This is a genomic window from Marvinbryantia formatexigens DSM 14469 (assembly GCF_025148285.1).
Classification (GTDB): Bacteria; Bacillota; Clostridia; order Lachnospirales; family Lachnospiraceae; genus Marvinbryantia; species Marvinbryantia formatexigens.
This window is the reverse complement of record NZ_CP102268.1, coordinates 3,010,452-3,033,160: the sequence shown is the minus strand read 5'-3', so window position 1 is coordinate 3,033,160 and position 22,709 is coordinate 3,010,452. Positions and strand designations below refer to the sequence as shown.

The 22,709-nt window shown below is 45.5% G+C and carries 31 protein-coding genes; 26 read left to right on the top strand and 5 right to left on the bottom strand.

What is annotated here, in order from left to right:
- Positions 1-2 precede the first annotated feature (2 nt).
- The 7 genes from NQ534_RS14255 (at position 3) to NQ534_RS14225 (ending at position 3,734) form a co-directional block, all read left to right on the top strand.
- Positions 3-365 carry a hypothetical protein gene (locus NQ534_RS14255; protein ID WP_006863738.1) on the top strand — a complete coding sequence of 121 codons (363 nt, stop codon included), beginning with the start codon at positions 3-5 and terminating at the stop codon, positions 363-365.
- 51 nt (positions 366-416) lie between these two features.
- On the top strand, positions 417-695 hold the full coding sequence (locus NQ534_RS14250) for a hypothetical protein (protein ID WP_006863737.1): 279 nt from the start codon (positions 417-419) through the stop codon (positions 693-695).
- Between the two features lie 163 nt (positions 696-858).
- Positions 859-1,269, top strand: coding sequence for a zinc-finger-containing protein (locus NQ534_RS14245; RefSeq protein ID WP_006863736.1), 411 nt, complete (start codon positions 859-861; stop codon positions 1,267-1,269).
- A gap of 16 nt (positions 1,270-1,285) precedes the next feature.
- On the top strand, positions 1,286-1,861 hold the full coding sequence (locus NQ534_RS14240) for a sigma-70 family RNA polymerase sigma factor (protein WP_006863735.1): 576 nt from the start codon (positions 1,286-1,288) through the stop codon (positions 1,859-1,861).
- Positions 1,862-1,880: 19 nt separating this feature from the next.
- On the top strand, positions 1,881-2,567 hold the full coding sequence (locus tag NQ534_RS14235; RefSeq protein ID WP_006863734.1) for a hypothetical protein: 687 nt from the start codon (positions 1,881-1,883) through the stop codon (positions 2,565-2,567).
- 10 nt (positions 2,568-2,577) lie between these two features.
- Positions 2,578-3,006 (top strand): hypothetical protein, encoded by a 429-nt coding sequence (locus NQ534_RS14230; RefSeq protein ID WP_006863733.1) that lies wholly within the window; start codon positions 2,578-2,580, stop codon positions 3,004-3,006.
- 92 nt (positions 3,007-3,098) lie between these two features.
- Positions 3,099-3,734 carry a DUF6088 family protein gene (locus NQ534_RS14225; protein WP_242655400.1) on the top strand — a complete coding sequence of 212 codons (636 nt, stop codon included), beginning with the start codon at positions 3,099-3,101 and terminating at the stop codon, positions 3,732-3,734.
- Between the two features lie 169 nt (positions 3,735-3,903).
- Here the strand turns inward: NQ534_RS14225 and NQ534_RS14220 are convergent, their stop codons facing one another.
- On the bottom strand, positions 3,904-4,794 hold the full coding sequence (locus NQ534_RS14220) for an Abi family protein (protein ID WP_006863731.1): 891 nt from the start codon (positions 4,792-4,794) through the stop codon (positions 3,904-3,906).
- A gap of 588 nt (positions 4,795-5,382) precedes the next feature.
- On the opposite strand from NQ534_RS14220, the gene NQ534_RS14215 reads away from it, so the two are divergent.
- From NQ534_RS14215 to NQ534_RS14150, 14 genes are all read left to right on the top strand, one after another.
- Entirely contained in the window at positions 5,383-6,072 is a 690-nt protein-coding gene (locus NQ534_RS14215; protein ID WP_006863729.1) for a single-stranded DNA-binding protein, read from the top strand.
- Between the two features lie 88 nt (positions 6,073-6,160).
- The gene (locus NQ534_RS14210; RefSeq protein WP_040784833.1) at positions 6,161-6,943 is read left to right on the top strand and encodes a hypothetical protein; all 783 of its coding nucleotides are present in this window, start codon (positions 6,161-6,163) and stop codon (positions 6,941-6,943) included.
- A gap of 18 nt (positions 6,944-6,961) precedes the next feature.
- Positions 6,962-8,776 (top strand): AAA family ATPase, encoded by a 1,815-nt coding sequence (locus tag NQ534_RS14205; RefSeq protein ID WP_006863727.1) that lies wholly within the window; start codon positions 6,962-6,964, stop codon positions 8,774-8,776.
- Between the two features lie 14 nt (positions 8,777-8,790).
- Positions 8,791-9,036 carry a helix-turn-helix transcriptional regulator gene (locus tag NQ534_RS14200; protein ID WP_040784831.1) on the top strand — a complete coding sequence of 82 codons (246 nt, stop codon included), beginning with the start codon at positions 8,791-8,793 and terminating at the stop codon, positions 9,034-9,036.
- 18 nt (positions 9,037-9,054) lie between these two features.
- A complete protein-coding gene (locus tag NQ534_RS14195; RefSeq protein WP_242655399.1) occupies positions 9,055-10,941 on the top strand; it encodes a vWA domain-containing protein in 1,887 nt (628 codons plus the stop codon).
- A gap of 236 nt (positions 10,942-11,177) precedes the next feature.
- Positions 11,178-11,894: a hypothetical protein gene (locus tag NQ534_RS14190; protein ID WP_006863724.1), complete on the top strand. Its 717-nt coding sequence runs from the start codon at positions 11,178-11,180 to the stop codon at positions 11,892-11,894.
- A gap of 64 nt (positions 11,895-11,958) precedes the next feature.
- Positions 11,959-12,477, top strand: a complete 519-nt coding sequence (locus NQ534_RS14185; protein WP_157200761.1) for an AbrB/MazE/SpoVT family DNA-binding domain-containing protein — start codon at positions 11,959-11,961, stop codon at positions 12,475-12,477.
- A gap of 2 nt (positions 12,478-12,479) precedes the next feature.
- Positions 12,480-13,010, top strand: a complete 531-nt coding sequence (locus NQ534_RS14180; protein WP_143115849.1) for a sigma-70 family RNA polymerase sigma factor — start codon at positions 12,480-12,482, stop codon at positions 13,008-13,010.
- 17 nt (positions 13,011-13,027) lie between these two features.
- Complete coding sequence (locus NQ534_RS14175; RefSeq protein ID WP_006863721.1) at positions 13,028-13,291, top strand: hypothetical protein; 264 nt, start codon at positions 13,028-13,030, stop codon at positions 13,289-13,291.
- Positions 13,282-13,899: a hypothetical protein gene (locus NQ534_RS14170; RefSeq protein ID WP_006863720.1), complete on the top strand. Its 618-nt coding sequence runs from the start codon at positions 13,282-13,284 to the stop codon at positions 13,897-13,899. Before NQ534_RS14175 ends, NQ534_RS14170 begins: the two co-directional genes overlap by 10 nt.
- Positions 13,838-14,632, top strand: a complete 795-nt coding sequence (locus tag NQ534_RS14165) for a hypothetical protein (protein ID WP_006863719.1) — start codon at positions 13,838-13,840, stop codon at positions 14,630-14,632. Before NQ534_RS14170 ends, NQ534_RS14165 begins: the two co-directional genes overlap by 62 nt.
- Positions 14,632-15,231, top strand: coding sequence for a hypothetical protein (locus tag NQ534_RS14160; RefSeq protein WP_006863718.1), 600 nt, complete (start codon positions 14,632-14,634; stop codon positions 15,229-15,231). The genes NQ534_RS14165 and NQ534_RS14160 overlap by 1 nt, the downstream gene beginning before the upstream one ends.
- Before the next feature lie 14 nt (positions 15,232-15,245).
- Positions 15,246-15,503, top strand: a complete 258-nt coding sequence (locus tag NQ534_RS14155; protein WP_143115850.1) for a hypothetical protein — start codon at positions 15,246-15,248, stop codon at positions 15,501-15,503.
- A 20-nt stretch (positions 15,504-15,523) separates the two neighbouring features.
- Entirely contained in the window at positions 15,524-15,811 is a 288-nt protein-coding gene (locus NQ534_RS14150) for a hypothetical protein (RefSeq protein ID WP_006863716.1), read from the top strand.
- Between the two features lie 101 nt (positions 15,812-15,912).
- Here the strand turns inward: NQ534_RS14150 and NQ534_RS14145 are convergent, their stop codons facing one another.
- The 4 genes from NQ534_RS14145 to NQ534_RS14130 all read right to left on the bottom strand — a co-directional run bounded on the left by NQ534_RS14145 (position 15,913) and on the right by NQ534_RS14130 (position 17,502).
- Positions 15,913-16,323 (bottom strand): TIGR04076 family protein, encoded by a 411-nt coding sequence (locus tag NQ534_RS14145; protein WP_006863715.1) that lies wholly within the window; start codon positions 16,321-16,323, stop codon positions 15,913-15,915.
- Positions 16,324-16,400: 77 nt separating this feature from the next.
- Complete coding sequence (locus tag NQ534_RS14140; RefSeq protein WP_006863714.1) at positions 16,401-16,847, bottom strand: hypothetical protein; 447 nt, start codon at positions 16,845-16,847, stop codon at positions 16,401-16,403.
- Between the two features lie 96 nt (positions 16,848-16,943).
- A complete protein-coding gene (locus NQ534_RS14135) occupies positions 16,944-17,246 on the bottom strand; it encodes a type II toxin-antitoxin system RelE/ParE family toxin (protein ID WP_006863713.1) in 303 nt (100 codons plus the stop codon).
- Positions 17,239-17,502 (bottom strand): type II toxin-antitoxin system prevent-host-death family antitoxin, encoded by a 264-nt coding sequence (locus tag NQ534_RS14130; protein WP_006863712.1) that lies wholly within the window; start codon positions 17,500-17,502, stop codon positions 17,239-17,241. Before NQ534_RS14130 ends, NQ534_RS14135 begins: the two co-directional genes overlap by 8 nt.
- Before the next feature lie 563 nt (positions 17,503-18,065).
- On the opposite strand from NQ534_RS14130, the gene NQ534_RS14125 reads away from it, so the two are divergent.
- From NQ534_RS14125 to NQ534_RS14105, 5 genes are all read left to right on the top strand, one after another.
- Positions 18,066-18,920, top strand: a complete 855-nt coding sequence (locus NQ534_RS14125; RefSeq protein WP_040784828.1) for a hypothetical protein — start codon at positions 18,066-18,068, stop codon at positions 18,918-18,920.
- Between the two features lie 20 nt (positions 18,921-18,940).
- Entirely contained in the window at positions 18,941-20,944 is a 2,004-nt protein-coding gene (gene ligA / locus NQ534_RS14120) for an NAD-dependent DNA ligase LigA (protein WP_006863710.1), read from the top strand.
- Between the two features lie 80 nt (positions 20,945-21,024).
- Complete coding sequence (locus NQ534_RS14115) at positions 21,025-21,756, top strand: YkgJ family cysteine cluster protein (RefSeq protein ID WP_040784826.1); 732 nt, start codon at positions 21,025-21,027, stop codon at positions 21,754-21,756.
- Between the two features lie 84 nt (positions 21,757-21,840).
- Positions 21,841-22,227, top strand: a complete 387-nt coding sequence (locus NQ534_RS14110) for a hypothetical protein (protein WP_040784824.1) — start codon at positions 21,841-21,843, stop codon at positions 22,225-22,227.
- A 40-nt stretch (positions 22,228-22,267) separates the two neighbouring features.
- On the top strand, positions 22,268-22,702 hold the full coding sequence (locus NQ534_RS14105; RefSeq protein WP_006863706.1) for a hypothetical protein: 435 nt from the start codon (positions 22,268-22,270) through the stop codon (positions 22,700-22,702).
- The last annotated feature ends 7 nt before the right edge of the window (positions 22,703-22,709 follow it).

The window sequence follows — 22,709 nt, the reverse complement described above, 5'->3', positions numbered from 1 at the left end:
TTATGGAAACAAAACGAATCAATACCGACGCCAAACATATCCGCCGCTTTCTGGATACCTGCGATGGGAACTGGCATGAATGCATCTATGTGGACTGTCCCTTATGCAAAGCTCCCGGAACCTGCACAAAACCTGGATTTTTATTCCATCCGGACGAGCGGGCGGTCCCGTTGATCCTTCCGCTCTCGGATGCGGATACACTTTTTTCCCGTTCCCCGGAACCGGAAGAATGCCTCTGCCGTATGGATCTGGTTGTTTTCTTATCTATGTACGGAAGCTATTTAAAAACTGACCGGATCCCTGCCCGCGGCTGCCCCTGCATGGAACTGTTAAAAATCCAGGAAGATGAGTGCTATGACTGGTAGGTTGCTTTTCTGCCGTCTTCTGCGTACAGGAATAAAAAAGGAGGTCCTGCTATGCAAAACCTGACTACGATCATCCATACCATCGACCACGCTTTTACTTCGCTGGTCTTTCTTCCCATGCTCTTTCTTTTATACTGCAGGATTTCTTCCCTGCACCGGAGAACAAGAAGAGCGCATACCCTTTACCGGATCTGCATGGTTCTGGTCATTTTGTTCCTGCTCAGATATTTCTGCGCAAAATTTATTTTTACCACAGTCAATTATCCACGCTTTATAGAGAGCGGGCTTTTCCCTCTTATCCGGGCCATCTTCTATTCCGCTCCGGCATAAACGTGCCAGATTGTGGCAGGATGTCCCCAAAAGGCACCTGTTTCCGCCCCAGCCCTCTGGGAATTCATCACGCATTTACTTACAATATACGTATACAAAACGTAAACTTTACTGATTTTCAATCTATTCGACGTATACAAAGCGTAAAGCGAGGTGAATTTTTATGAAAGCCAAGAAAATCCGCTGCCCTTACTGCGGCAGCCCCGCATTCCTCCATGATGCCTCCTTCGTCTATCACGATAAGTCTAACGGCGGCCAGCTCTATGTCTGCAGCCGGTTCCCCGTTTGTGATTCCTATGTTGGCGTCCATCCCGGAACTACCCTGCCTAAAGGGACCCTGGCAGATAAGAGCTTGCGAAGGAAACGCATCCGCACGCACAAAATCTTCGACCAGATCTGGATGAATGGTATTTTATCCAAACCAGATGCCTACCGCTGGATGGCGGACAAGTTCTGCCTGAAGCTCAAAGACGCGCACATCGGAAATTTCAGTGAATATATGTGCGACCAGCTTATTCTGGAAGCGGCCAGGGTTCTGAAAAATAACCATGTACCGCTTCCTCTGGCAGTCTGAAAGGAGGAATTACACAATGGAAAAAGCGATTACCGCTGCCAACCGGCTGATCGTGGAGCATCTGGAACTGGTTCCCAAAATAGTCCGTTCCCTGACGTTTTCTTACAGCCATCTTCCTGTTCAGGAATACGAGGAGCTTACACAGATCGGTTATCTGGCACTGTGCCAGGCAGCCTCCGGTTATGACTGGGAACGGCCATTTGCACCTTATGCACGGACAGCTATCCGCAATGCTATCTACGACTACTGGCGGGACTGCGCCAGGCAGAAAAATCTGTTCTGCTCCCTGGATGCTATACAGGCTGATGAAAATGGAGATGCTTCTGAGCTTCCATTCCCGGACAAAGAAGAATACTCGCCGGAATCCCAGATACTGCAAAAAGAATCTGCTGCTTATCTCTCCCAGCTTGAAAACAGAAGCAGGGGAATGATCCAAAAAGGGATCGTTTCCCTCCGTCTGCAGCAAAGCGGCTATACCAGCGCTGAGCTTGGCAGGCTGTACCAGGTTCCGCCTAACCGGGTAAGGGCATGGCAGAGCAAAGCAAAAAAACTGCTGCGGCAGGATCAGGAACTTTATGCGCTTTTAGCATAGTACAAAAGGAGGGGCATATATGCTGACACTTTATACCGCAATCGGTTCATTAAGATTTGTAAACAACGGAACTGGAAATTCTGTCCCCACTGTCATCAATGGCCACCGGGAACACAGGCTTAGCGAACACGAGCTGCTTCTGTGGAGCTGTCTTGCTTTTCAGATCCTGCAGATCCACGAGCTGGAATCCGTTTACCAGGCAAGGCTCCAAGGCAAGAGTATGTCTGAAGGCATGGGTTTTTCCCACTACTTAAACCGGCTCATCCTGCGGGGTCTGGTAGCAAAAGGCTGCGGCGTATCCGGCGTAGATTCCCTTTACGGGCTTCTCGGAAAGCTTCACATCATTCCGGTCCGCAACAGTTTCCGCGTCCGGCTTTTTACCTGTATCCGGCTGCTTGCAAAAGGAAAAATTACCTGCCGGGAATGCGGCAGATATCTGAAAAAGGCCCGGAATACACCAATCGAAAATATGGTCCTGGAGCTGGCGAAAAAGGTGTCGCTTACCACGGCAGAGCTGGTTACCTGCGTTGACCGGGGCAGACTTCCCCAAAAGAATGAAGATGTAATGAGCCAGCTCTATGAGGGTTCCGAAGAATCTTACGAGACATTAGCCGACCAGGCGCAGCTCTGCCACACCCAATATCCCATCCTGCAGGCAGTCGGCAACCTGTACCTGAACAAACAAATTTTATTCCAGTCTTTTTGAAAGGAGAACTATGCCCAAACCATTATTTTCCAAGCTGGTTGCCCAGGCGGCAATCGGCTTGTTCTGCATTGTTTTCGGAAGCGTATTTGCCTTCCATGCAAATGACCTGCTTTTTTTCATCATGAGCCTTGCCATTGGCATCTGCTGTATCGTCCGCTTTATCCTGCTTCACCGTACCATTTGTCAGAAACGTTATCAGACGATAAGCGGAACCTGTGTCAGCAGGGAGCCTTCTTTCATCAGGAAGACACAGCAGATCCGTCTGTTAGATTTTGAAGGCTCTGAGCATGTTTTTACTGTTGATAAGAACGTAAAGCTTCTGCAGGGACACACCTATCAGATTTACTTCCGTCCTTCTCCCTCTGATGATGCTTCCATTTCCAACGGTTTTTTAGGATTTGAGGAGATCATAAAGCCAGAGAAAGCATATACGATTTAAAGCTGAATAATCCACTTACTTTCCTTCCATAATATATTTGACATATTTATTGACTTCATCAGTATAAATATAGTATTATGGAGGTGAAAGGAGTGGATGCAGATATGCTGAAAGAATATTTAGAAGAAACCTATGGCTGCAATGAGCCTATCTTTATCAGCGAAATCAAACTGGACAATCTAAACGACAATGCCCTGCGCCAGTATTTTAAACGCATGGTAAAGTCCGGCGATCTGATCCGTTTCGATACCGGAATTTATTATCTCCCCAAACAATCCAGGTTATTAAAAAAATCTTACCTGGATCCGCTAAAAGTAGTGAGCCGGAAATACATCCAAAATGGCTCTGAGACCTTCGGGTATTTTTCCGGTGCATACCTTGCCAACCAGCTCCGGCTTACGACACAGATGCCTGCAGCCATTGAAATCGTCACCAATAAGGAGTCTACCAAAGGACGCACCGTTACCATCGGAGGACAAAATCTCCGGCTCAAACGTCCTTCCACAATGATTACAGAAAAAAATGTACTGCTCCTGCAGTTTTCAGATGCCATATCTGCTTCAGAAAAATACGCAGAACTTCCGGTATCGGAAACTACTGCTATTCTGAAACAATATATCCGGCAAAATAGTTTTACCAGAAAACAGCTCTCCGATGTTCTGCCTTATATGACTGCTCAGACAGCAAAAAAACTGATTGAATGGGGATTAATCTATGAATTCATATAATGGCAAACAATAAAAAGGCTCACTAGAAAACACATAATATTTTCTAGTGAACCTTTTTATTCAATAAGCTCAAATCTAGTTTAGTGCACGCACCGCCCTAGTAAAAACCTCTAACGATTTTTGTTCTATGGATGATATTCTACTCTTTGTAAATGCCCTTGTCAACCATCTACTGCAAAAAATTTGTATGTTTAGGATTTTTGTTCTTTTTATCTATATACTTTATTATACTACAGATAAACGAATAAGATTCCTTTATGTAAGGATTTTTTTCAAAATAAATTTTATTCTTTCTTATTCTTCCATCCTCATCGCAAAATAGATGACGAATCTCTTCCATTTTTTTATTTCTGACATTCTTTGTTGCTGAGACCTTCATTACATCATTATACACAAAAAGTAATGTTACAAAGTCATGGATAACCGGATTTCTCATCATTGCATCTCTGTTTTCAAGTTCCCGAAATTCCGGTATCTTTCCAAGTATATTTGCCAGCTTTTTTGTTTTACTAAACTTTTTAAGACTGTTAGGTTTCCTTAGCGTACTCAAAATACAATTATTATGTGCTGCTGCATTTCTTATAAACTTTATAGACTTTAAATAGTCTGAATAGTTGAATGATGGATACGTTTGATAATACAATTCATATAATTCCATAAAATTTCCAAAGGAAAGCAATTCAACAATGTTCCATACAGCTAATTTCTTTGGTTCTTTATACTCATCCAGATGCTTCTCGGCCAAATCCGAACAAAAAGAATATTTATCTGCTTTACTCTGGATATCTGCTCCTGCGTTTCGATGATATTGGAGAAACAGACCCACAATATTATACCCATCTTCCTTTGAATTATCACTTAGATCATTCAGTAATCGTACTTTCAAATAATGTTCTACATCTAAAGACAATTCCAAAATAATTTTTCTGATGTACATATCAAGCTTCGATAATTCTACAAGATATGCAAAATCTAAATTATAATACTTTTTTGTCTGTGGATTTATATTATAATTCCTTGCATAAGATTTCAGCTTAAAATAGTAATTATTATATTTCAAAAATTTCTTTGCATCTTCCTTGGAATACAGTTCAAATTATATATTTTTCTCTGCCATATCCTGAATCTGTTCCTCTACAGTCAGCTTCAGCTTTTCGTTTTGTTCCCCCATCTGTTATCCCCACCTCGTATAAATTGTACGCTAACCTATTCAATAATTATACGCCAACTATTTATGCAATACAACATCTGATTATTCCTTGATGCCAATATATCTTCATTTTATATATATTACGCATTTATTACCCAACTTTCCACTTCCCGCTTGGCACCCAACTCCTAGCTTCCTTATTTAAATCTGAGTTCCTTTCTCAGTTCTATATATTGTGTTTTTTATTTGACATATACTATATCTTGTGCTATTATAATCTTGTATTTAAGTTTTTGTGTTATCCCACATCGGGAGTCTGGACCATTCTTCCAGGACACACGCAAGTTTAAGTTTGGAAATCAGAGTCATTAAGATAGCCGCATTATGCGGTTCTTAATGGCTCTTTTTTTATTTATGGGAAATCTGCAGGGCAGGTTTCCTATTCTTTTATCTATTTTATTATTTTAACGCCCTAAGAGGCAGAAAGGAGATTCAATTATGGCAATTATTCAATTCATGGGGAGACCGACAACCGATCCCGTCATGCAGCAGGGAAAGACCAGCGGTGCTGAGTATATCTCACTGGACATCGGCGTAACACAGCGGAGCCAGGATCCGGCAAATCCTTCCGAGAGCATTTTCTATAAATGCTACTTCAGTAAGCATCTTGCAGATCGCCTGCTGAAAGCCGGCGTAAAAACAGGAACCTGCCTGTCCATTGTCGGAACCGTAGACATCCATCCCTTCCTTTATAACAAGGGACAAAAAGCAGGACAGCCTGGCATCAGTGTAAATGTCAATGTCAAAGACTGGGAATTTTGTATTTCCAACAGACCGGCAAATGGAAACATGGCTCCGAATGGAGTCCCCGGCGGCACAATGATGAACAATGGTGGTGCTACCCCCAGTGCAGGAAATATGCCGAACCCTCAAATGCAGGGTGGCTATGGAAATGCCCCGGGCAATCCGCCATTAGCAAATGGTGTCCCTGCAAGCGGCGCTTCCATGCAGGCTAACGCCTATGGGACGCCTGCACCGAATCCAGCTACGGCAAGCAATATGTATCAGCAGCCTGCTTACCCCTCACCCGGAGGGGTTCCGAACAATGGCATGATGCCGAATGCCGCTGCCGGTAATGGTTTTACCAGCGTTCCCGAAGGGATGGCAGGGCAGCTTCCATTTAATTAAACAAGAAACCCACAGCTTGAGGAATTGCAACGCCCAAACGGCACTGCAGTTCCTCTTTTTTACGAAAATTCAAGAAAGGACGATTCTCATGAAAAGACGAAAGAAAAAAAGCAGCCTCCGGACATTCATGGCTCTCGCAGCCATCATTTTACTCCTGCTTCTGGTTTTTCTTCCAGAATATATGGATCAGCCCATTTTCACATGGATCGCCGTCACCGGAATCGTGGTAAGTTTTCTCCTGGTTCTGGTACCGCTCTTTCCCAAAATGGTGCGGCACATACCTGCAGGAAAACAGAAACCTGCGCATCATGCAGACTGCCCGGAGAAAATTTCCGACCTGGAAACCCTGCTCTGGAGACAGATCAGCTTCCAGATTACCGGCAAACTGAAATCCGCCTACCCGGAAGCCACCTGGGATTTTACCAGGCGTCCCAATGCTGACAGGCTCCTTAGCGGGAAAACCCTGCGCATCCGGACCTTCCACACAGCAGATTACAATTTTGCAGAAGTATTTATGGATGCCTATGGCAACCTGAACCTTACCATGATGACAGTAGAATCCCTAATGCCCCGCCGGAAAGGAGCTCCTTCTGATGAATCACCGCAGGCAGATCCCAAGTCCTGGTATACCCTGATTGGGAAGCCGCTTCTGCTGAACCTGATCGAGGATCTCCAGGCCAGGGGACACCAGAAACTTTTCATCAATGAAGCCGGGGAAATTTTCATCCTAAATGGAGATACTCCGGAAATAAAAGCCGCCTTTGAACATTTTCCGCCGAAAAGCTGCTGGAACGCCCTCATTGATATCTTTATCCATGATGAGCTGAATGCAAAGGAAACGGAAAACACACTGGAATTATCCTGGACATAATAAAGGAGGCAGATCATTATGGCTATCGGAAATCTTATCCCAAGCTGGAGCTTTGGACGTAATCTCCCGTCACCTTTTGAAGATTACACCGATAACAACATCCGTACAGACGTATACTCGAAATACTGTATCCAGCCAAATAAGCGTTCCACCCTGCACGCATCTACGCTGCGGGCCATTCTCGCCTATATGGAGCTGGAATCCCCGGATGGCACAAAATCCCCGGAAGAACTGGGGGCATTGGGAAGCCAGGGAAACAATTTTACCATTGCAGAATATCCAAGCAGGACCGGAAAGCTGCATGTCATCGTCTACAACCGGATCAACGGCAAGTTCTTTGCCGGCAGTTATACCAGGCCAGCCGATGCGGAAAGCGATCCGGAAAAATACCTGATGAAGGAAACGGAAAACAGCGGTGCTGCGCTTCTGTTCGCGCTTCTGCCTACGGCAATGGCAGATGATGAGTTTAATGAACACTACCAGACTTTAAAGAAATGCAGGGATGACGGCTACGCAGATATGGAAGAAGCAGTAAAAGCAGCCGCAGTCCTTTGTGACAACCTCTACCGGCGCATCCGGTATACAAAATCCTTATCTACCGGCGGTATCCCCAACGATATCCCGTCAAGCGGTACCGTCCAGAAAATAACGCCCTTATCCGTCCAGAAAGGCACTTACGCACCGACAACCACCATTCTGGGAACCTTCCAGGTAATCAAACCCGGCGCTGCCATTAAAAAAGCAGCCGCATTTATTTCCCAGTCAGATTTTATCGGAAAATACATCCTGTCCGAATCCCGGACACTCACTCCCCAGGAAGAACTTACCGTACCCAGGCTTGAAAGCTGGTACATCATACCGACAGAGATCAAGCGGATCTGTGAACACGCAAAACTGACAACTTCTACCGTATCCCCGATGCGTAATTTCTTACTGCGCGGCCCTGCAGGGACCGGAAAGACAGAGGGCGCGAAGGCTATCGCTGCCGGGCTCCATCTGCCTTACCGCTGTATCACCTGCTCCGCCAATACGGAAATTTTTGACCTGTTAGGGCAGATTCTGCCTGATGTGGATGGAAAACTCTCCACACTGCAGTCAGAATATCCGACCTTCCAGGATATTACCCTGGATCCGGCAACCGCCTACCAGAAGCTTACGGGAACCTACGATGAAAATGTCACAGAAGATACCGTTTACCAGAAGCTCATCGACACAATCTTTGAAGAAATGCACCAGCATTATAAAGACCAGTCCTCCCATCAGAAATTCAAATATGTGGACACGCCCCTTGTGGAAGCGATCCGCTACGGTTATCTGGTGGAGCTTCAAGAGCCTACGGTTATCGCGAATCCCGGTGTTTTAGTAAGGCTCAATTCCCTTCTGGACCGCTGCAGCAGCGTCTTTCTGCCAAATGGAGAAATCGTCAGCCGGCACCCGGATACCACGATCATTGTGACGACCAACAACGATTATGCGGGCTGTAAACAGATGAACCAGTCTGTGATCTCCCGCATGAATCTGGTAATTGATCTGGAGGAACCGGATGAGGAAACACTGATCCAGCGCGTGCTTGGTATCACCGGATGTACCGATAAAAAATCAGTCCGGACGATGGCACGGATCATAAAAGCGGTATCCGAATACTGCAGGGAAAACCTCATTACCGATGGATGCTGCGGTGTCCGTGAACTGGTCTCCTGGGTGCAGTCCTACATGGTATGCGGCGATATCCGGGAGGCGGCGCGCTACACCATCCTGTCTTCTGTCTCAGCAGACGCAGAAAGCCGCGCCGAAATAGAAACCGGATGCCTGGATTCCATACTCGCAGCATAAAAGAGGTGACAGCGATGGCAAAGAATCCTGTAACGGAAGAGGAAATGTGCGAAATTTTTTCGTCAAATCTCCGTTACTTAAGAAAATCCAGAAGATGGCAGCTCTCCCAAAAAACACTGGCAAGGATCCTGCACATTCCACGGAAATCCATTATCCATTATGAATCCGGAAGAACGCTCCCACCCACGTACATTACCTACCGTATGGCAGCCTATTTCGGTTGTTCCATGGAGGAGCTTCTGACAGAAAAAATCTATTAAGAAAGGGTGAAACACAACTTGAATAGCAACCAGAAAAAATTACAGCAGATGATCCGGGACCAGTCCCTTACCCTGACGGATGAGGAGCTTTTCCTTTCCTCTGCGTACCAGAAATACCAGACCTCTATGGCGAAAGCGGCTACCAGCCGCTACCGCCAAGGGCTTCAGGTACTGTTGGAATGGGACGCTTCTGAAAGTGCCGGAGTTGCGTGTACGGATAATAACAAGATCCATATCAACGCTGCAAACCGCATAACGCAAAGCTTTCCTTCCCGCATTCTCCGGTCTGAGAGTATCAGCGGGTTAAACGGCCATGAAACCGGGCATCTGCTGTATACAGATTTTACAACGCTTGCACTGTATTTAAAAAGCATATCCAAAGGTTCCTTTTACCCGGAACCTCCCACGCTCTCTTCCCCGCAGTACCAACAGAACCTGGATGAGATCACGGAACTTATGGAAGTGAAAAGTCAGGCAGGCTGTATGACTCTTGAGAAATGCGCCGCCCACATCAGCAACATCCTTGAGGATATCTACATAGAAGGCTGCGTGTGTGAAGCTTATCCCGGTACTTTTAAGCTGGGCATTGAGCTGAATAACCTGCGGATGGCGGAGCAGATGCCGTCCATCCAACAGCAGATTGACGAAGGCTATGAGGATTTTTCCATTATGGTAAACCTGATCCTTCAATACTGCCGTACCGGGGCGATCAATAACCTTTCCGGATACACAGGGCCATATCTGGATATCCTGGAAGACTGTATCCCGGTGATTGATAATTCCCTGTATTCCGATGACGTCAAGGAACGCTACCGTGCTTCCAACTATCTCCTCATCTTTTTATGGGAATATATCAAGCCTCTGGTCAAAGACATGGAAGAGCGCCTGAAATCCAAAGGAAAAGAAAAAGCAGGCAGCCTTCTGGATTCCCTCCTGGGTGGGCAGATACAGGGCGGCTCACCGCTGCCATCCGATCAGGATACAGAAGACTCCGGGCAGGAAGATGGGAAAGGAACACAGGAAGCTACGCCGCCTCAGATGTCTGCCGACAACCGGCAGAACCTGATGCGCCATGCACAGGATGTGGTAAAGGAAGAAGGCAACCGGATTGCCCTTGCGAAAACCACAGCAATTTTAGAGGGCAGCAATCCCGGAATTACCTACAACCATCAGTATCTCGGTTCTGGTTATGAAAAATCTGCCGACGACCTTTTCCGCATCCTCAATGAGGTTGCAGAGGAGAAAGCAGAAATCCAGTACCAACAGGAATTAACAGAAGAACTTCAAAAAGCAGCCAATGACATCCATTACGGAGATGCCCATGCCGGTATCCATGTAACCGTCAACCGGATCGCCTATGTGACGGAGGACATAATCCGCCAGTACCAGGCAATCGCCCCTCCCTTATTAAAGGCTTCCAAAAGGCTCCAGGCAACCATTGCCCCGCTTTTAAGGGAAGAAAGTGAAGGAGGGAAGATGAAGAACCTGTTGTTCGGGAAACGGCTGGATACCCGTTCCCTGTATCATGAAGACGGTACCTTTTTTATGCGGATCCGCCTTCCGGATGAGGAAGCGAAAATGGCGGTTGCGGTTCTGATCGACGAAAGTGGTTCCATGTCATCCCGTGACCGCATTACCCATGCACGCAAAACAGCGATTGTACTTTACAATTTCTGCCGCGGCCTTGGGATTCCCATTGAAATCTACGGGCATTCCACGGGATACGGAGTCGAGCTTTATTCCTATGCCAGCTTTGATTCCGTAAATGATACGGACTGTTACCGCCTGATGGATATGAGCGCACGGGGCGGGAATCGCGACGGGGCAGCACTCCGCTTTACTGCGGAGCGCCTTGTAAAACGTCCGGAAAAGCGGAAGCTCCTGATCATCATTTCTGACGGGTAGCCTGCTGACGATGGCTATTATGGAACGGAAGCAGAAGCAGACCTACGCGGGATCAAGAAAGAATACGCCCGCCGGGGCATCACCCTGTTTGCCGCCGCTATCGGCTCAGATAAGGAATGTATCAAACGGATCTATAAGGATGGCTTCCTGGATATCACGAATCTGGGAGATCTCCCCAAAAACACAGCCCTGCTGGTAAAACAGCATCTGGTGTAAAAAAGAAAGGACACAGAGATATGAACGCAAATGAACAAAAACGCTTTTCCGATCAGATCGTCAAAATACAGACAGACCGGAAACTGATTGCCACCTATGACCGCCTCCGCTACGCATCCCTAACCAATTATGCGCAGCTCCATGCCAAAGGAGAATATTCAGAGAACGGGCGTAAAGTCCATTCCCTCATCGGCGTGACAGTCCAGGATTATTCCAACGGCACCGGGCAGAACAATATCATCACCCAGTTTAACCTGGCTCCGGAGCAGATCCAGTTCTTTTTAAGCAAGATCACCGCCGGTTTTCAGGAATATGAATGGTCCCAGAGCAAAATCTACGGTGCTCCGGACGGGCAGGGTTATTCTACTGCACAGCAGTTTTCCATTTCCCGCCATGCCACCGATCCGAACGGGCGGCCAATGAAAAGCCCCTGGCGGATCCAGATTGTGAATGGGAAAGGCATCAAAATACAAAACCAGAATGGCGGCGCCTATATGAAAGCCGGCAGCTTCATTACAGAGAAAACCGCATTTATCCAGCTTACGGATATGGATCTGTATACACTGCTCATGCGTACTGCCTCTTATATTTCCAATTGGGAAAGCTGTATCTCATCAGCCCTCATCACCAATGGAAAACAGGCATACGCAAACCAGCAGGCCCAGAAACAGATGCAGGCACAGGCGCAGAACGGACAATATCAGAACCCGGCACAGGCTTCTCCCTATGCCGCATAACAGATTTCAGAATGGAAGCAGCCGAAAGGCTGCTTCTTTCTTTGGAAGAAAGAAGGTGACCTTCATGAAATACGCAGATATCTGCAATATGGATTTCCAGGGACGCATTGTGATCCCTGCTAAAATCCGCAGATTTCTAAAACTGACAGATGGGGAACCGCTGCAGGTGGAGCTGATCGACCAGGAAATCCACCTGCGCAAATGCGGCAGTATCCTTACGGATTACCGGCGGGTCAAAAGCTTCCTGACGATCCTGAACAACAGCATCCGGCATCCGGTCTGCCTGTGTTCTGAGAGCCAGGTAATTGCCGCTGCAGGTGCATACTTTCCGGATGGTGCTTCCCTGCCGGATTCCCTGTCTGTTTATATGAAAAAATCAGTGGAAAAACCGACGGATACCGGACAGGCAGTTTTTATGCCTCCTTACCGTGAACCCGTATCCGCCATTTTTCCTATCCATACCAGGCATCCCATGTTTCTTGCGGTGCTTTCCAAAGATCCCCTCACAGATACAGAAAACTGCTGTGCAAAGCTGATTGCCAGTATGTTGGAACACGAAATCAATGAAAAAGAAGGAGAATGACCATGAGAAAAATTTGTAAATTAAATGAAGAACAGCGGCAGTTTGCCGATACCCATCACAGCATCGTAACCCGCTTCTTATCCCATCACCAACTGGATGAGGCAGAATTTTACGATATTGTTATTTTCGGTTATTTGTTAGCTGTACAGGAATATCTGGAAAAACCGGAGCTTTCCCGGTATGCGTTCAGCACGATTGCCTGGCGCAATATGAAAGACTGTGTTGCCAGAGAATACTATAACCGCAGCCGTGACAAGCGCACCGCTGCCATTGCCTCCTTAAATGAGGAAGTTCTGGAACTGGAAGCGTTTCTTCCTGACAGGCTGGCACATTTAGCAGAAGCTCTGGACAACCAAATTCTTCTGACAGAGCTGCTTTCCTGTATGACTCCAAAGGAAAAAGAAATGGTCCATTTAAAAGCCGATGGTTATACCTACCGTGAAATCGCTGAAAAATGTAGCATTACCGTTTACGGTGTCAGCAGCCGCTTCAGCAGGATGCGTTGTCGGCTTCGGAAAATGGAACTGATCTGAAGGGAGGGTACAAAAACATGAAAAATAAAAAAATCAGAACATTTTATCCTGTAAATACCAGAAATGAAAAGACGATTGCTTTAAGCGGCTTTTTATCCCTGCCTCTGCGCGTAAACGAGCGGGCTTTTATTTTACAAGGTGGACAAAATTCTATCCTGACCTCCCCAGTAAAAGAAATTCTGGAAGTATCGTCCAGCGGCGTGGTATTTCGTACCTGCAACACTCTTTACCGGCTCAGTTATACGTCAGTTCCAAACACAAACGAGGTGATGTGCGCTTGACCATTTATGAACTGGGGAGCAGCCTGGAAAAGCTGCTCTCCACTCTTAAAAAGAACAGGGAAAACGTACCGTTGGAAACGCTACGGACGGTCTATAAAGAACCTTACGAGGCTCTGCTCCGGCAGATTAATGAAACTGCCAGCGAATTCGTGCGGGAAATTGTAATCACGGACATCCCGGTAAACCCGGATGCTTCTATTGATGCGCAGTCGGATCTTATTAACCAGACGATTGATGAATCCGGCCTGGTAAGACAGATTAGTCTTTGCCTGTCGCATACCTATAATGTACATAAACTGCATATAATCGCCCTGGAACTGCGCAGGCAGATTGAAGTTGCCCTTGAACCTTATATTGCAATGAAAAACTGTCTTGTAGCAGACCCGGAAAATTTAGACGCCGATCCGATTATTTATAACACAATTACCAGAAAAGTTTATGAAAATAATGCCTGGATAGAGCGGGATCTGGATCTTAGCGGAAAACTCCTAATCTATATCAAGCAACCAAAAGATATTTCACAACCCATTATGGAGGAAAACACAAATGAACAAATACCAGAAAATATATCCGAATACGCCCATCAGCCTGCCACAGCAGACGGTTGATGAAATCTACCGCAGACAGCAGCGGATCTATTGGGAAGCTGATTTTATAAACCGCTGCATAGAACGGCGGGAGGATGAAATTGGTCTTCGCAATTTCAATTATGAAACTCTGGCTGATGATGCCGCTCTGCTGGATGCCGCTTATGAAATCTACCAGAAAAAAGAAGACTGCGGTATTGCTTATAATGACACCCTGGATGCCGTAATTGACGATATGGAATCCGGCATTTCCAAAGGATTATACCAAAAGGCTGCAGACCAGCCCGAACCGGAAAAAATCATTCTGCTCATGGATGAAAAAGAACTGCTCCAGGTCCTTTGCCAGACACCGGACACCTCTGTGGTAATAGCTGAACTTGACTGTTTTACTATGGATGAAGCTACACATGATGCCATGCTTGAACAGATTTCAGCAATTCCCGGATTTTATCCGGCAAACCTTACTGAAGCCGCGCATTATAGTGACGTTTTATCATCCATGCAAAAAGGCAGAAAGCCAGCACCCAAACCCAGGGTTGCCATTGTCATCGAGGGCGGCATTATCAGTGCCGTCCTTTCGTCTGATCCCAATATCCAGATTGAGATTACGGAATTAGATGAAGACTATGCTACAAGCGAACAGCGTGACGCCGTTTACCTGGAATTGCAGAACGATCCAGATTTGAAAAGCTGTGACCATATTCTTTCTGTCCCAGGTTTCGGAGAAGAAGCAGAATCAGAGGAGGACGAATAATGGCAAATATATGTGACGATGATGTTTACTTCTTTTCCAAAACAAATCCGGAGGGACTTCAGTCTCTCTGGGACGATTTGGAAGCATCCATTGTTATCTGCCCGGATGCAGATAAAGCACAAATTGGAAACCTTTTTAAATATAAAGGAATTGACGCCACCGGTCTCCATTTGCGCGGCGTTGTAAGTTACATGGAATGGAATGAAGATGATATTCTGTTAAGCGCAGAAGCCGCCTGGACTCCGCTTATTGAAGCCTATGCTGCCATAGCGGATATTTATGACGTGGAATTTGTGATGCTGAGTATCGAACCCGGAGAAGGAATTTATTATAATACAGACACTTCCGGAAAGTATTTTCCTGACCGCTATATGGTCAGCATACGGGACGAGGAATTAATTACACCGTCTGGGAAACGCATCACAGAAGAACTGGAATATGATCATCCGTTTGCTTTAGCAGAGGACATCCTGGAATGCTTCCGGAATCTCGGCTATGAAGCGGAATCTCTGGATGCGCTCAAAGTGCTTTTGAAGGATTCAGACATTTATATCCATGAATTTGAAAATCCGAATCTGATGGAATATCCCGCGGCTTAAAGGAGGAAATGTACATGAAGATCTATATCTTAACCAGCTATAATACCGGATTAAATGACCCGCTTGTATCCTTCTCTTACGAGGATGCTTATCACAAAATGGAAAAAAGCTTCCGCACAGCTTTAGAAGGTATTACCCAGACAGTGGATGAAAAAGAAAATACCTCTCTTGATACTTTCAGTGCCACTGCCGTTATTAGCGGCGACTGGATTGAATGGGCGATTACTGAAGTGGAGCTTCCTTTTCCAAATTTTGAGACAAAGAAAAAATAAATATCTGGGGGAATTTAACCATGACTGATTTAGAACTGGACATCTGGAATGAATGGCTCCGTCAAAAGCAAAAAGCTTTAGAGGATACGCTTTCCTCCTTATCTCCTGATGATGACCTGTACCACTACTGTATGGTGCAGGGACATATCAACGGCCTGATCGATGCGCTTACCATGCTTACCACTGTAGAAAGCGGGAAAAGATTCCGCTCCCTGCTCAATGGTTTCCGCAAAGAGTTGCTGGCCTCCGGAGAATATGATGCGAAAGGGAATTATATCCATTCAAAAAAAATAAACAGAAATATCTGAGCCGCCTCCGAGCGGCTCTTTTAGTTACAGTTTTTAGAGTCAGTATCTGCAATCCTTCCTGTTTTCTGCGAAAAACGTTCTATTCCGGAATTTAAGCCGTTCTATCCAGTATATGCGTCATCTGCCGAGTTTTTAAAATTCTGTTTTTCAAGCCATCGTTTTTCTTCTTCCGTTTCCGGTATATCAATTCTCTCGATTTTAAATATGACAGGTCTGGTTCCGTCATTACAACAGGCGATCATCATCCGCTCATCATTCGTCCACTTGTGCATGATAGAGCCTCCCTGTAATGCCGTGTAAACATACCGGCTGATTGCATCCCATGCTTCACCACAGAATTTGCCATCCATCAAATGATAGAAATCGTCTCTTTCGCTGGTCCTTTTCAGTAAAAACATATCCCCTGCTTTAAAGCACGGGCATGGGCCAGATTTCGGATCCGCAAGATACTTTTCCTGATAATCCGCAAATACCTTTGTTTCCAGAACCGTTATCTTACATTCATGCTGCATCTTCCTGCCTCCTGTTTATCCTGGTGCTGCTCCCAATTTATACATTCCCACTATAGTTCAGATAGCTCTCTTATTGCTCACAGTTCTCTTACTTTCTCATAGACTTCATAAAGCCATCCGGAAAACTCTGGCGAAATATTCTCTGATACCGCTTTCAAGTCCAGCTTCCGCAATTTGGCAGCGTCTTCCTCCCAGATCGCAGCACTTGTCATTGGTACGCCGTCAATGTCCAGACTACCGGAAATAACCATCTCTTCAATCAGTCTGATTTCACCATTTACCGCTGTTTCCAGCACTGACTTCAGTTCTGCCCGATTGATGAGGGACGTATCGTTTGTATTAGCACCTGTGCCATCATTCGTATCCAACGTTAAAATCCGCTCCAGTATCTCCACCGCTATATCATTTGTTTCAAATGATCCGAAATAGTTCAAAAGAGCCAGTTCCGCCTGGTATTCATCCATATCAGTTTTTCCGACATAGAAAACAGGAGTAAGCTCTTCTCTTAAATCTTCGTCAAACATATGTATATCTCCGTTATGTTTATTTTGCCTGTCAAGGGTTAAACCCGATATGGCGAGAAAACGATTCCCTCTTTCCTATTTACCGTCTATTCGATTTTAGAAATTGCTCGGCGTATACCGTACTGTAAGGATATGCACTTCTTTGTTTTTCTTCATTAAACGGTAAATAATACAATAATTTTTGACAAATAACTGACGGTAATTTCCGCCTGCATAAGCGCCAACACGGCGAATTGCACCACGTTCCGGTAACTGCTCAAGACTGAAAATCGCCTCTTCTAATTCATCAACCATTTTCAAAGCAGTATCTGGTTCTAAGAGAGCTTCGGCAATATAAGTATAAATGTCATCCAGATCTCGATAAGCGCGTGTATAGAGTTTTACAACATATTTATCCAAAGTGTTTCCTCCGTAAAGAAGAAAGCGCTTCTCTGGCATCCAGTAAAACGCCGTCAGCAGCATATTCCTGTTCAGCTTCACTGATTGCTGCGTCTGTCCTCGCTGTCTCTATCAGTTCCTCGTATGCTTCAATGCTCATAACCACCAAATCTCCATAGCCGTTCTTTGTAATAAAAAGCGGTTCGCGCTTTGCATGGCAAAGCTCGGAAATCTCAGTAGTATTTCTAAGGTCTGTAATCGGTCTAATCTGTGGCATGCTATACGCCTCCTTTCATGTTCATTATTATAGCAGAATTATGTACAAAATACAAGGTAATTATATAAAATACTGCCATATTAAATACGCTTCTTTCTCAACCAGTTGCACAAAAACCCATACCAATTTTAGGAAACAGCTATGCTAATAAATATGGCAAGCTGTATCATACAGTTCCATTACAGATTTCTTATTCCCCTACTCCAAACATAATGTTTTTTGCTTTTATACAATATATAGTGTTTTATTGTTTGACTTTTTCTATATATAGTGTTACACTTATCCTGTAATTATTTTTTGTATATTCCAGAAGGATATATCACACGCGGTTTAGGTTTGTAAGACAGTCAGAAGATAGTTCTGCCCTTGCGCAGATGCTTCTGGCTTTTTTTATTTTGCAGGACCCCTGCAGCAAGTATGAGAATGTGCATTTTAATGTCCATTCTCTTTTTTTATGCAAATCCGAAAGCAGATAACTGTGCGTGAAAGAAAGGAGGATAACGGAAACGAATTTCCGGAAATACGAACAATATTTACAAATAAAAATAAAGGAGAACGATTCTATGATGAACCTGTACATTGATGGAATGCTTTTCAAGAACGGCACAGTCTTTATTTCTGGAAGCGGGCTGCCGGATCTGGAAGGCGAAATCAATAAAATCGGAGAAGAGGAAAAGAAAATGCTGACAGACGGTGATTTTATCCGCCTGTCCCTGGTTCCTGCCAATGGAGCCTGGTGGATGGACCCCAAAAAGCATTTTTCCAAATGGCATGTGAATAAAGGTTCTTCCACTTTTCCACACTGGTACCAGAGCAAGCTGCACGACAAGATGTTTCGGAAGGAAGCCTGCGGGTGGTGGAGAAAGCATGTCTTTTTCCATAGGGAACTTTGCGTCCTCGCAGACGGTCTTTATTTTCTGAAAAACTGCCATGTAAAAGATGTCTGCAGAAACGCCCACATCATCTGTGAAGATTCTATCATCGACCGGATGAGAAATCACGCAACTGCAGAATACGTATGCGGCAGTTCCTGTATCCGTAAGATGTATGATTTCTCCAAGATCAAAGAGTTGTGCGGATATTCTGTTATCTGTGAAATGAACCAGACATCCCATGTAGAAAGCATGTCCGATTCAACCCTGGTCAAAAGTATGCGCGATAGTACCGGAATAGGCTGTATGAATATGGATACCCGCGTGCTTTTCATGTCTGATCACGCCAGTGTATCTTCCCTTCGGGGGCATGCATCTGTCCAGCGCATGAACGACAATTCTTTTATAGAGCAGGTTGATTCAAGTGCTCTGATCTGGGAGATAAACGATAACAGCAGCATCCGCTCTGTTTCTAACAGTTCCAAGAAAAACAGAAATCAGCTCCGTTATCCGGAGCACTACTATGGAGGATTTCCATTCAATTAAAATGCTCAAAGGAGGCCAAAATGGAACAAAAGATTACCAGAATGAAACAGCTTATCCAAAATCTGAATAAGCACCGAAACGCTTACTATAACTTAAATGCGCCCACGATTACGGATCAGGAATATGACCGGCTGTACGACGAGCTTGCTGCGTTGGAAAAGGAAACCGGAGTCATTCTCTCCTATTCCCCTACCCAGACGGTCGGCTATTATCCGGTCAGCAGCCTTGCAAAGGTAACGCACCCGCACCGGCTGCTTTCTTTGGACAAGACAAAGCAGGTATCGGAAATCTGCGCGCTCCTTACTAGGAATCCAGCCCTGCTGATGCTGAAGTTGGACGGGCTGACTACAAAACTGGTCTATGAAAACGGAAAGCTTTTACAGGCGTCTACCCGTGGCGATGGAGAAACCGGCGAGGATATTACCCATAACATCCCGGCTTACCGGAATGTACCTCTTACTATTCCTTATACAAAGAGGCTTGTCATTACCGGCGAATCCTATATCCATGCCGACGACTTTTTGCGGCTGAAGGACACACTTTTTGACAGCAGCGGCAAACCTTACCGGAATGCCCGGAATCTTGCCGCAGGCTCTGTCCGAAGCCTGAATCCGGAAAAATGCGCTCCCCGCTGTGTCTACTTCTCCCCATTCCATGTATTGGAGGGACTGGAGGAAATCCCTCACAGCGACAGCCGAAAGCTGCGTCTTTCCTCGTTAAAGCCGTTCGGTTTTGACATCTGCCCGTATATCGCCCTCACAGATCCCGTTCCTTCGCAGGAGCAGGTACAGGAAGCGATTGAGCAGCTCAGGAAGGAAGCAACGGAAAAGCAGATCCCCATTGACGGTATTGTTGCCATCTTCGACAGCCTCAGCTACTCCAAAAGCTGCGGCAGCACCGGACATCATTACAAAGATGGGCTTGCCTATAAATTTGAAGATGAGCAGTATGAAACCGTATTACGTGATATTGAATGGACCCCTACCCGCTCCGGGGAAATTGCACCGGTCGGAGTCTTCGATACGGTTGAAATTGATGGCTGTAAGGTTTCCAGGGCATCCCTCCACAACCTTACTTTTATCAAAGGTCTGGAGTTAGTTCCAGGATGCCGGATTCTCGTTTCAAAGCGGAACATGATCATCCCCCATATTGAGGAAAATCTTGACCGTGGACGGTACCATGATATTGTTCCGCCGCTCTGCCCCTGCTGCAGCTCCAAAACATGGATTTGCCGCAAAAAGGCATCTGACGGCAGAATCATTGAGACAGTCCATTGCGGAAATCCGTCCTGCGACACACAGATTCTCCGTAAATACGAGCATTTTACCGGCAAAAAGGCAATGAATATTGAAGGACTCTCATCTGCCACACTGGAACGGTTTCTGGATCTCGGATACATAATGTCTTTCCAGGATCTCTATCATCTGGACCGTTACCGGGAGCAGATCCTTCAGCTTGAAGGGTTTGGCGAAAAATCGTTTGACCGTCTCTGGGATTCCATACAGAAAAGCAGGCATACCGATTTTGTCCGTTACCTGGTCGCAATGGATATCCCCATGATCGGGCGTACAAAAAGCCGCATTTTAAATGAAATATTCCAGGGAAGCCTGGATGACTTTGAAGCGGCAGCCGCAGGGGATTATGATTTTTCCACTCTGGAGGATTTTGGAGAAATCCTGAACCATAATATCCATTCCTGGTTTTCCGATGAAGAAAACCTGCATTTATGGAAAGAACTGCAGAAAGAATTTACATTTGAATCAAAGGAGGAAAACACCATGAAAGAAACAAGAGAAAACCCGTTCAGAGGACGTACTGTAGTCGCAACAGGAAAGTTGGAGCATTTTACCCGCGATGGGATTAATACTAAGATTCTTGAACTTGGCGGAAAACCCGGCAGCTCCGTAACGAAAAAGACAGACTATCTGATCTGCGGAGAAAAAGCCGGCAGCAAGCTGTCCAAAGCGCAGGAGCTTGGAATCCCGGTTCTTACAGAACAGGAATTTCTGGATATGATTGCTTAAATGGTACGAACAGATAATTTATCAAAAAACGGAAGGGTGCGGCACAATGCTGCACCTTTCTTAACAATAAGGAGAACTCTATGAACAATAAAAATGAATTGCTCCACAATTTTGAGGAAATGCAAATTGGTTTGGACGAATCCTTTACCTTTCACTGCACCCAGTGCGGGAAATGCTGTATCCATCGCGATGATATTCTTCTGACGGCGAAAGATGTATTCCGGATTGCCCGGAAATTCCAGGTTTCCCCAAAGGAACTCATAGAACAGTATTGCGAGACATACATCGGTAGGGATTCCCACCTGCCTGTTGTGCGTTTAAAACCCAGTGGCAGGGTACAGCGCTGTCCTCTTTTAAAGGACAGAAAATGTTCTGTACATGACGTGAAACCATACGTATGCGCCATGTTTCCTATCGGGCGTGGTCTTTCCATCCAGAAAGGAAAAACAGAACACCTCTCCAAAACAGAAATAAAATATATTTTTGTGAATCCCGGCTGCGGTGACGATACCGAGCAGCATACGGTAAGAGAATGGTTTAACCGCTTTCAGATTCCTTTAGAAGATGAATTTTTCGTCTCCTGGAGCAAAGCCATGATTTTCCTTTCCAAATGCCTGAAATCTATTGAGAAAAATACTACAGAAAAGGCTATGTCTGCCATCTATAACGCACTGTTTGCAGGCCTGTATCTGAATTATGATATGGCGGATGATTTTGATTCCCAGGTACAGATAAATCTTGAAAGCAGTGTACAGTTCCTTCAGAGTCTATCTGAATTCAATAAATCAGTTATGACACCGGAATCTACATAAAAGTCTTCAAAATCAAACAGTTGATTCATTTAAGGTACGGCATCCGCTGTACCTTTCTTCTTTAAATTACGAGGAAAGATACTTATGAAACAGAAACTTTACGAATGGTGTCCTTACTGCGAAACAGAAATCCATGTTTACTGGGACATTGAAACACAGGGCTTTCTCACAAATTGCCCTTCCTGCAGCCATAACCTTCTGCTCTGCGGTGAATGCACAGATAATTGTGACTATGATCACAGGACAGATTTATGCCGGCATATTGTGGAAGCTATGTGGGAAGCACTGACTGATATTCCACTGGAAACACCGGAAAATGCGGAGGAATATATTGCGGAACCCATGACATTACATGGGATATCTTTCCCTCCTGGTATTACACGGACAGAGCTGTGGCACTGGTTTGACGAGCACCACCCACAGGGCGTTGCCTATCTGCTATACGATTACCCAAAAGAAAAACTGAGATAGGTGCGGTAAATTCCACACCTGCACTTATAAGGAGGACATTATGACAAACAAAAATAAAGAAATTGACTGGAAAATCTATGTATACGCTAACGGCTACTGTGAACATTGCGGAGAGATCAATGTATTTCTCCCCTATACCTGCAATGCCCATACGAAAGGCATGGAAAAATATGGGCATATGGAATTTCAGTCCGTGTTAAATATGCCGCCGGACGAGATCAGCTACCTTCTGAACTCCCTGTGCCGCATGGTACAGGAGGGCAGGGTATTCCGGTCCGGCGACCTGGTATCCGGCATTTATGAAGACTGCCCGGTACGTCTGGATGAGCATGAATTTGAGGGAAAAAGGATGCTGCGCGCTGTCATTCCCGACCGCAACCAGCGCTTTCCCGAAGATGAGCAATGCGATGAGATATTCAAACTACAGAGGTTGGAAACAGAAATGCTTTATCTGAATGGCGGCACGATGTCATAAATAACCG

What these genes read in the sequence shown, in the direction of transcription:
- NQ534_RS14245 (WP_006863736.1), top strand. Translation starts at nt 859, where the DNA reads ATGAAAGCCAAGAAAATCCGCTGCCCTTACTGCGGCAGCCCCGCATTC.
- NQ534_RS14150 (WP_006863716.1), top strand. Translation starts at nt 15,524, where the DNA reads ATGACTGATTTAGAACTGGACATCTGGAATGAATGGCTCCGTCAAAAG.
- NQ534_RS14215 (WP_006863729.1), top strand. Translation starts at nt 5,383, where the DNA reads ATGGCAATTATTCAATTCATGGGGAGACCGACAACCGATCCCGTCATG.
- NQ534_RS14110 (WP_040784824.1), top strand. Translation starts at nt 21,841, where the DNA reads ATGAAACAGAAACTTTACGAATGGTGTCCTTACTGCGAAACAGAAATC.
- ligA (WP_006863710.1), top strand. Translation starts at nt 18,941, where the DNA reads ATGGAACAAAAGATTACCAGAATGAAACAGCTTATCCAAAATCTGAAT.
- NQ534_RS14200 (WP_040784831.1), top strand. Translation starts at nt 8,791, where the DNA reads ATGGCAAAGAATCCTGTAACGGAAGAGGAAATGTGCGAAATTTTTTCG.
- NQ534_RS14105 (WP_006863706.1), top strand. Translation starts at nt 22,268, where the DNA reads ATGACAAACAAAAATAAAGAAATTGACTGGAAAATCTATGTATACGCT.
- NQ534_RS14190 (WP_006863724.1), top strand. Translation starts at nt 11,178, where the DNA reads ATGAACGCAAATGAACAAAAACGCTTTTCCGATCAGATCGTCAAAATA.
- NQ534_RS14180 (WP_143115849.1), top strand. Translation starts at nt 12,480, where the DNA reads ATGAGAAAAATTTGTAAATTAAATGAAGAACAGCGGCAGTTTGCCGAT.
- NQ534_RS14210 (WP_040784833.1), top strand. Translation starts at nt 6,161, where the DNA reads ATGAAAAGACGAAAGAAAAAAAGCAGCCTCCGGACATTCATGGCTCTC.
- NQ534_RS14205 (WP_006863727.1), top strand. Translation starts at nt 6,962, where the DNA reads ATGGCTATCGGAAATCTTATCCCAAGCTGGAGCTTTGGACGTAATCTC.
- NQ534_RS14240 (WP_006863735.1), top strand. Translation starts at nt 1,286, where the DNA reads ATGGAAAAAGCGATTACCGCTGCCAACCGGCTGATCGTGGAGCATCTG.
- NQ534_RS14125 (WP_040784828.1), top strand. Translation starts at nt 18,066, where the DNA reads ATGATGAACCTGTACATTGATGGAATGCTTTTCAAGAACGGCACAGTC.
- NQ534_RS14185 (WP_157200761.1), top strand. Translation starts at nt 11,959, where the DNA reads ATGAAATACGCAGATATCTGCAATATGGATTTCCAGGGACGCATTGTG.
- NQ534_RS14130 (WP_006863712.1), bottom strand. Translation starts at nt 17,502, where the DNA reads ATGCCACAGATTAGACCGATTACAGACCTTAGAAATACTACTGAGATT.
- NQ534_RS14165 (WP_006863719.1), top strand. Translation starts at nt 13,838, where the DNA reads ATGAACAAATACCAGAAAATATATCCGAATACGCCCATCAGCCTGCCA.
- NQ534_RS14160 (WP_006863718.1), top strand. Translation starts at nt 14,632, where the DNA reads ATGGCAAATATATGTGACGATGATGTTTACTTCTTTTCCAAAACAAAT.
- NQ534_RS14145 (WP_006863715.1), bottom strand. Translation starts at nt 16,323, where the DNA reads ATGCAGCATGAATGTAAGATAACGGTTCTGGAAACAAAGGTATTTGCG.
- NQ534_RS14235 (WP_006863734.1), top strand. Translation starts at nt 1,881, where the DNA reads ATGCTGACACTTTATACCGCAATCGGTTCATTAAGATTTGTAAACAAC.
- NQ534_RS14255 (WP_006863738.1), top strand. Translation starts at nt 3, where the DNA reads ATGGAAACAAAACGAATCAATACCGACGCCAAACATATCCGCCGCTTT.
- NQ534_RS14175 (WP_006863721.1), top strand. Translation starts at nt 13,028, where the DNA reads ATGAAAAATAAAAAAATCAGAACATTTTATCCTGTAAATACCAGAAAT.
- NQ534_RS14155 (WP_143115850.1), top strand. Translation starts at nt 15,246, where the DNA reads ATGAAGATCTATATCTTAACCAGCTATAATACCGGATTAAATGACCCG.
- NQ534_RS14115 (WP_040784826.1), top strand. Translation starts at nt 21,025, where the DNA reads ATGAACAATAAAAATGAATTGCTCCACAATTTTGAGGAAATGCAAATT.
- NQ534_RS14230 (WP_006863733.1), top strand. Translation starts at nt 2,578, where the DNA reads ATGCCCAAACCATTATTTTCCAAGCTGGTTGCCCAGGCGGCAATCGGC.
- NQ534_RS14250 (WP_006863737.1), top strand. Translation starts at nt 417, where the DNA reads ATGCAAAACCTGACTACGATCATCCATACCATCGACCACGCTTTTACT.
- NQ534_RS14140 (WP_006863714.1), bottom strand. Translation starts at nt 16,847, where the DNA reads ATGTTTGACGAAGATTTAAGAGAAGAGCTTACTCCTGTTTTCTATGTC.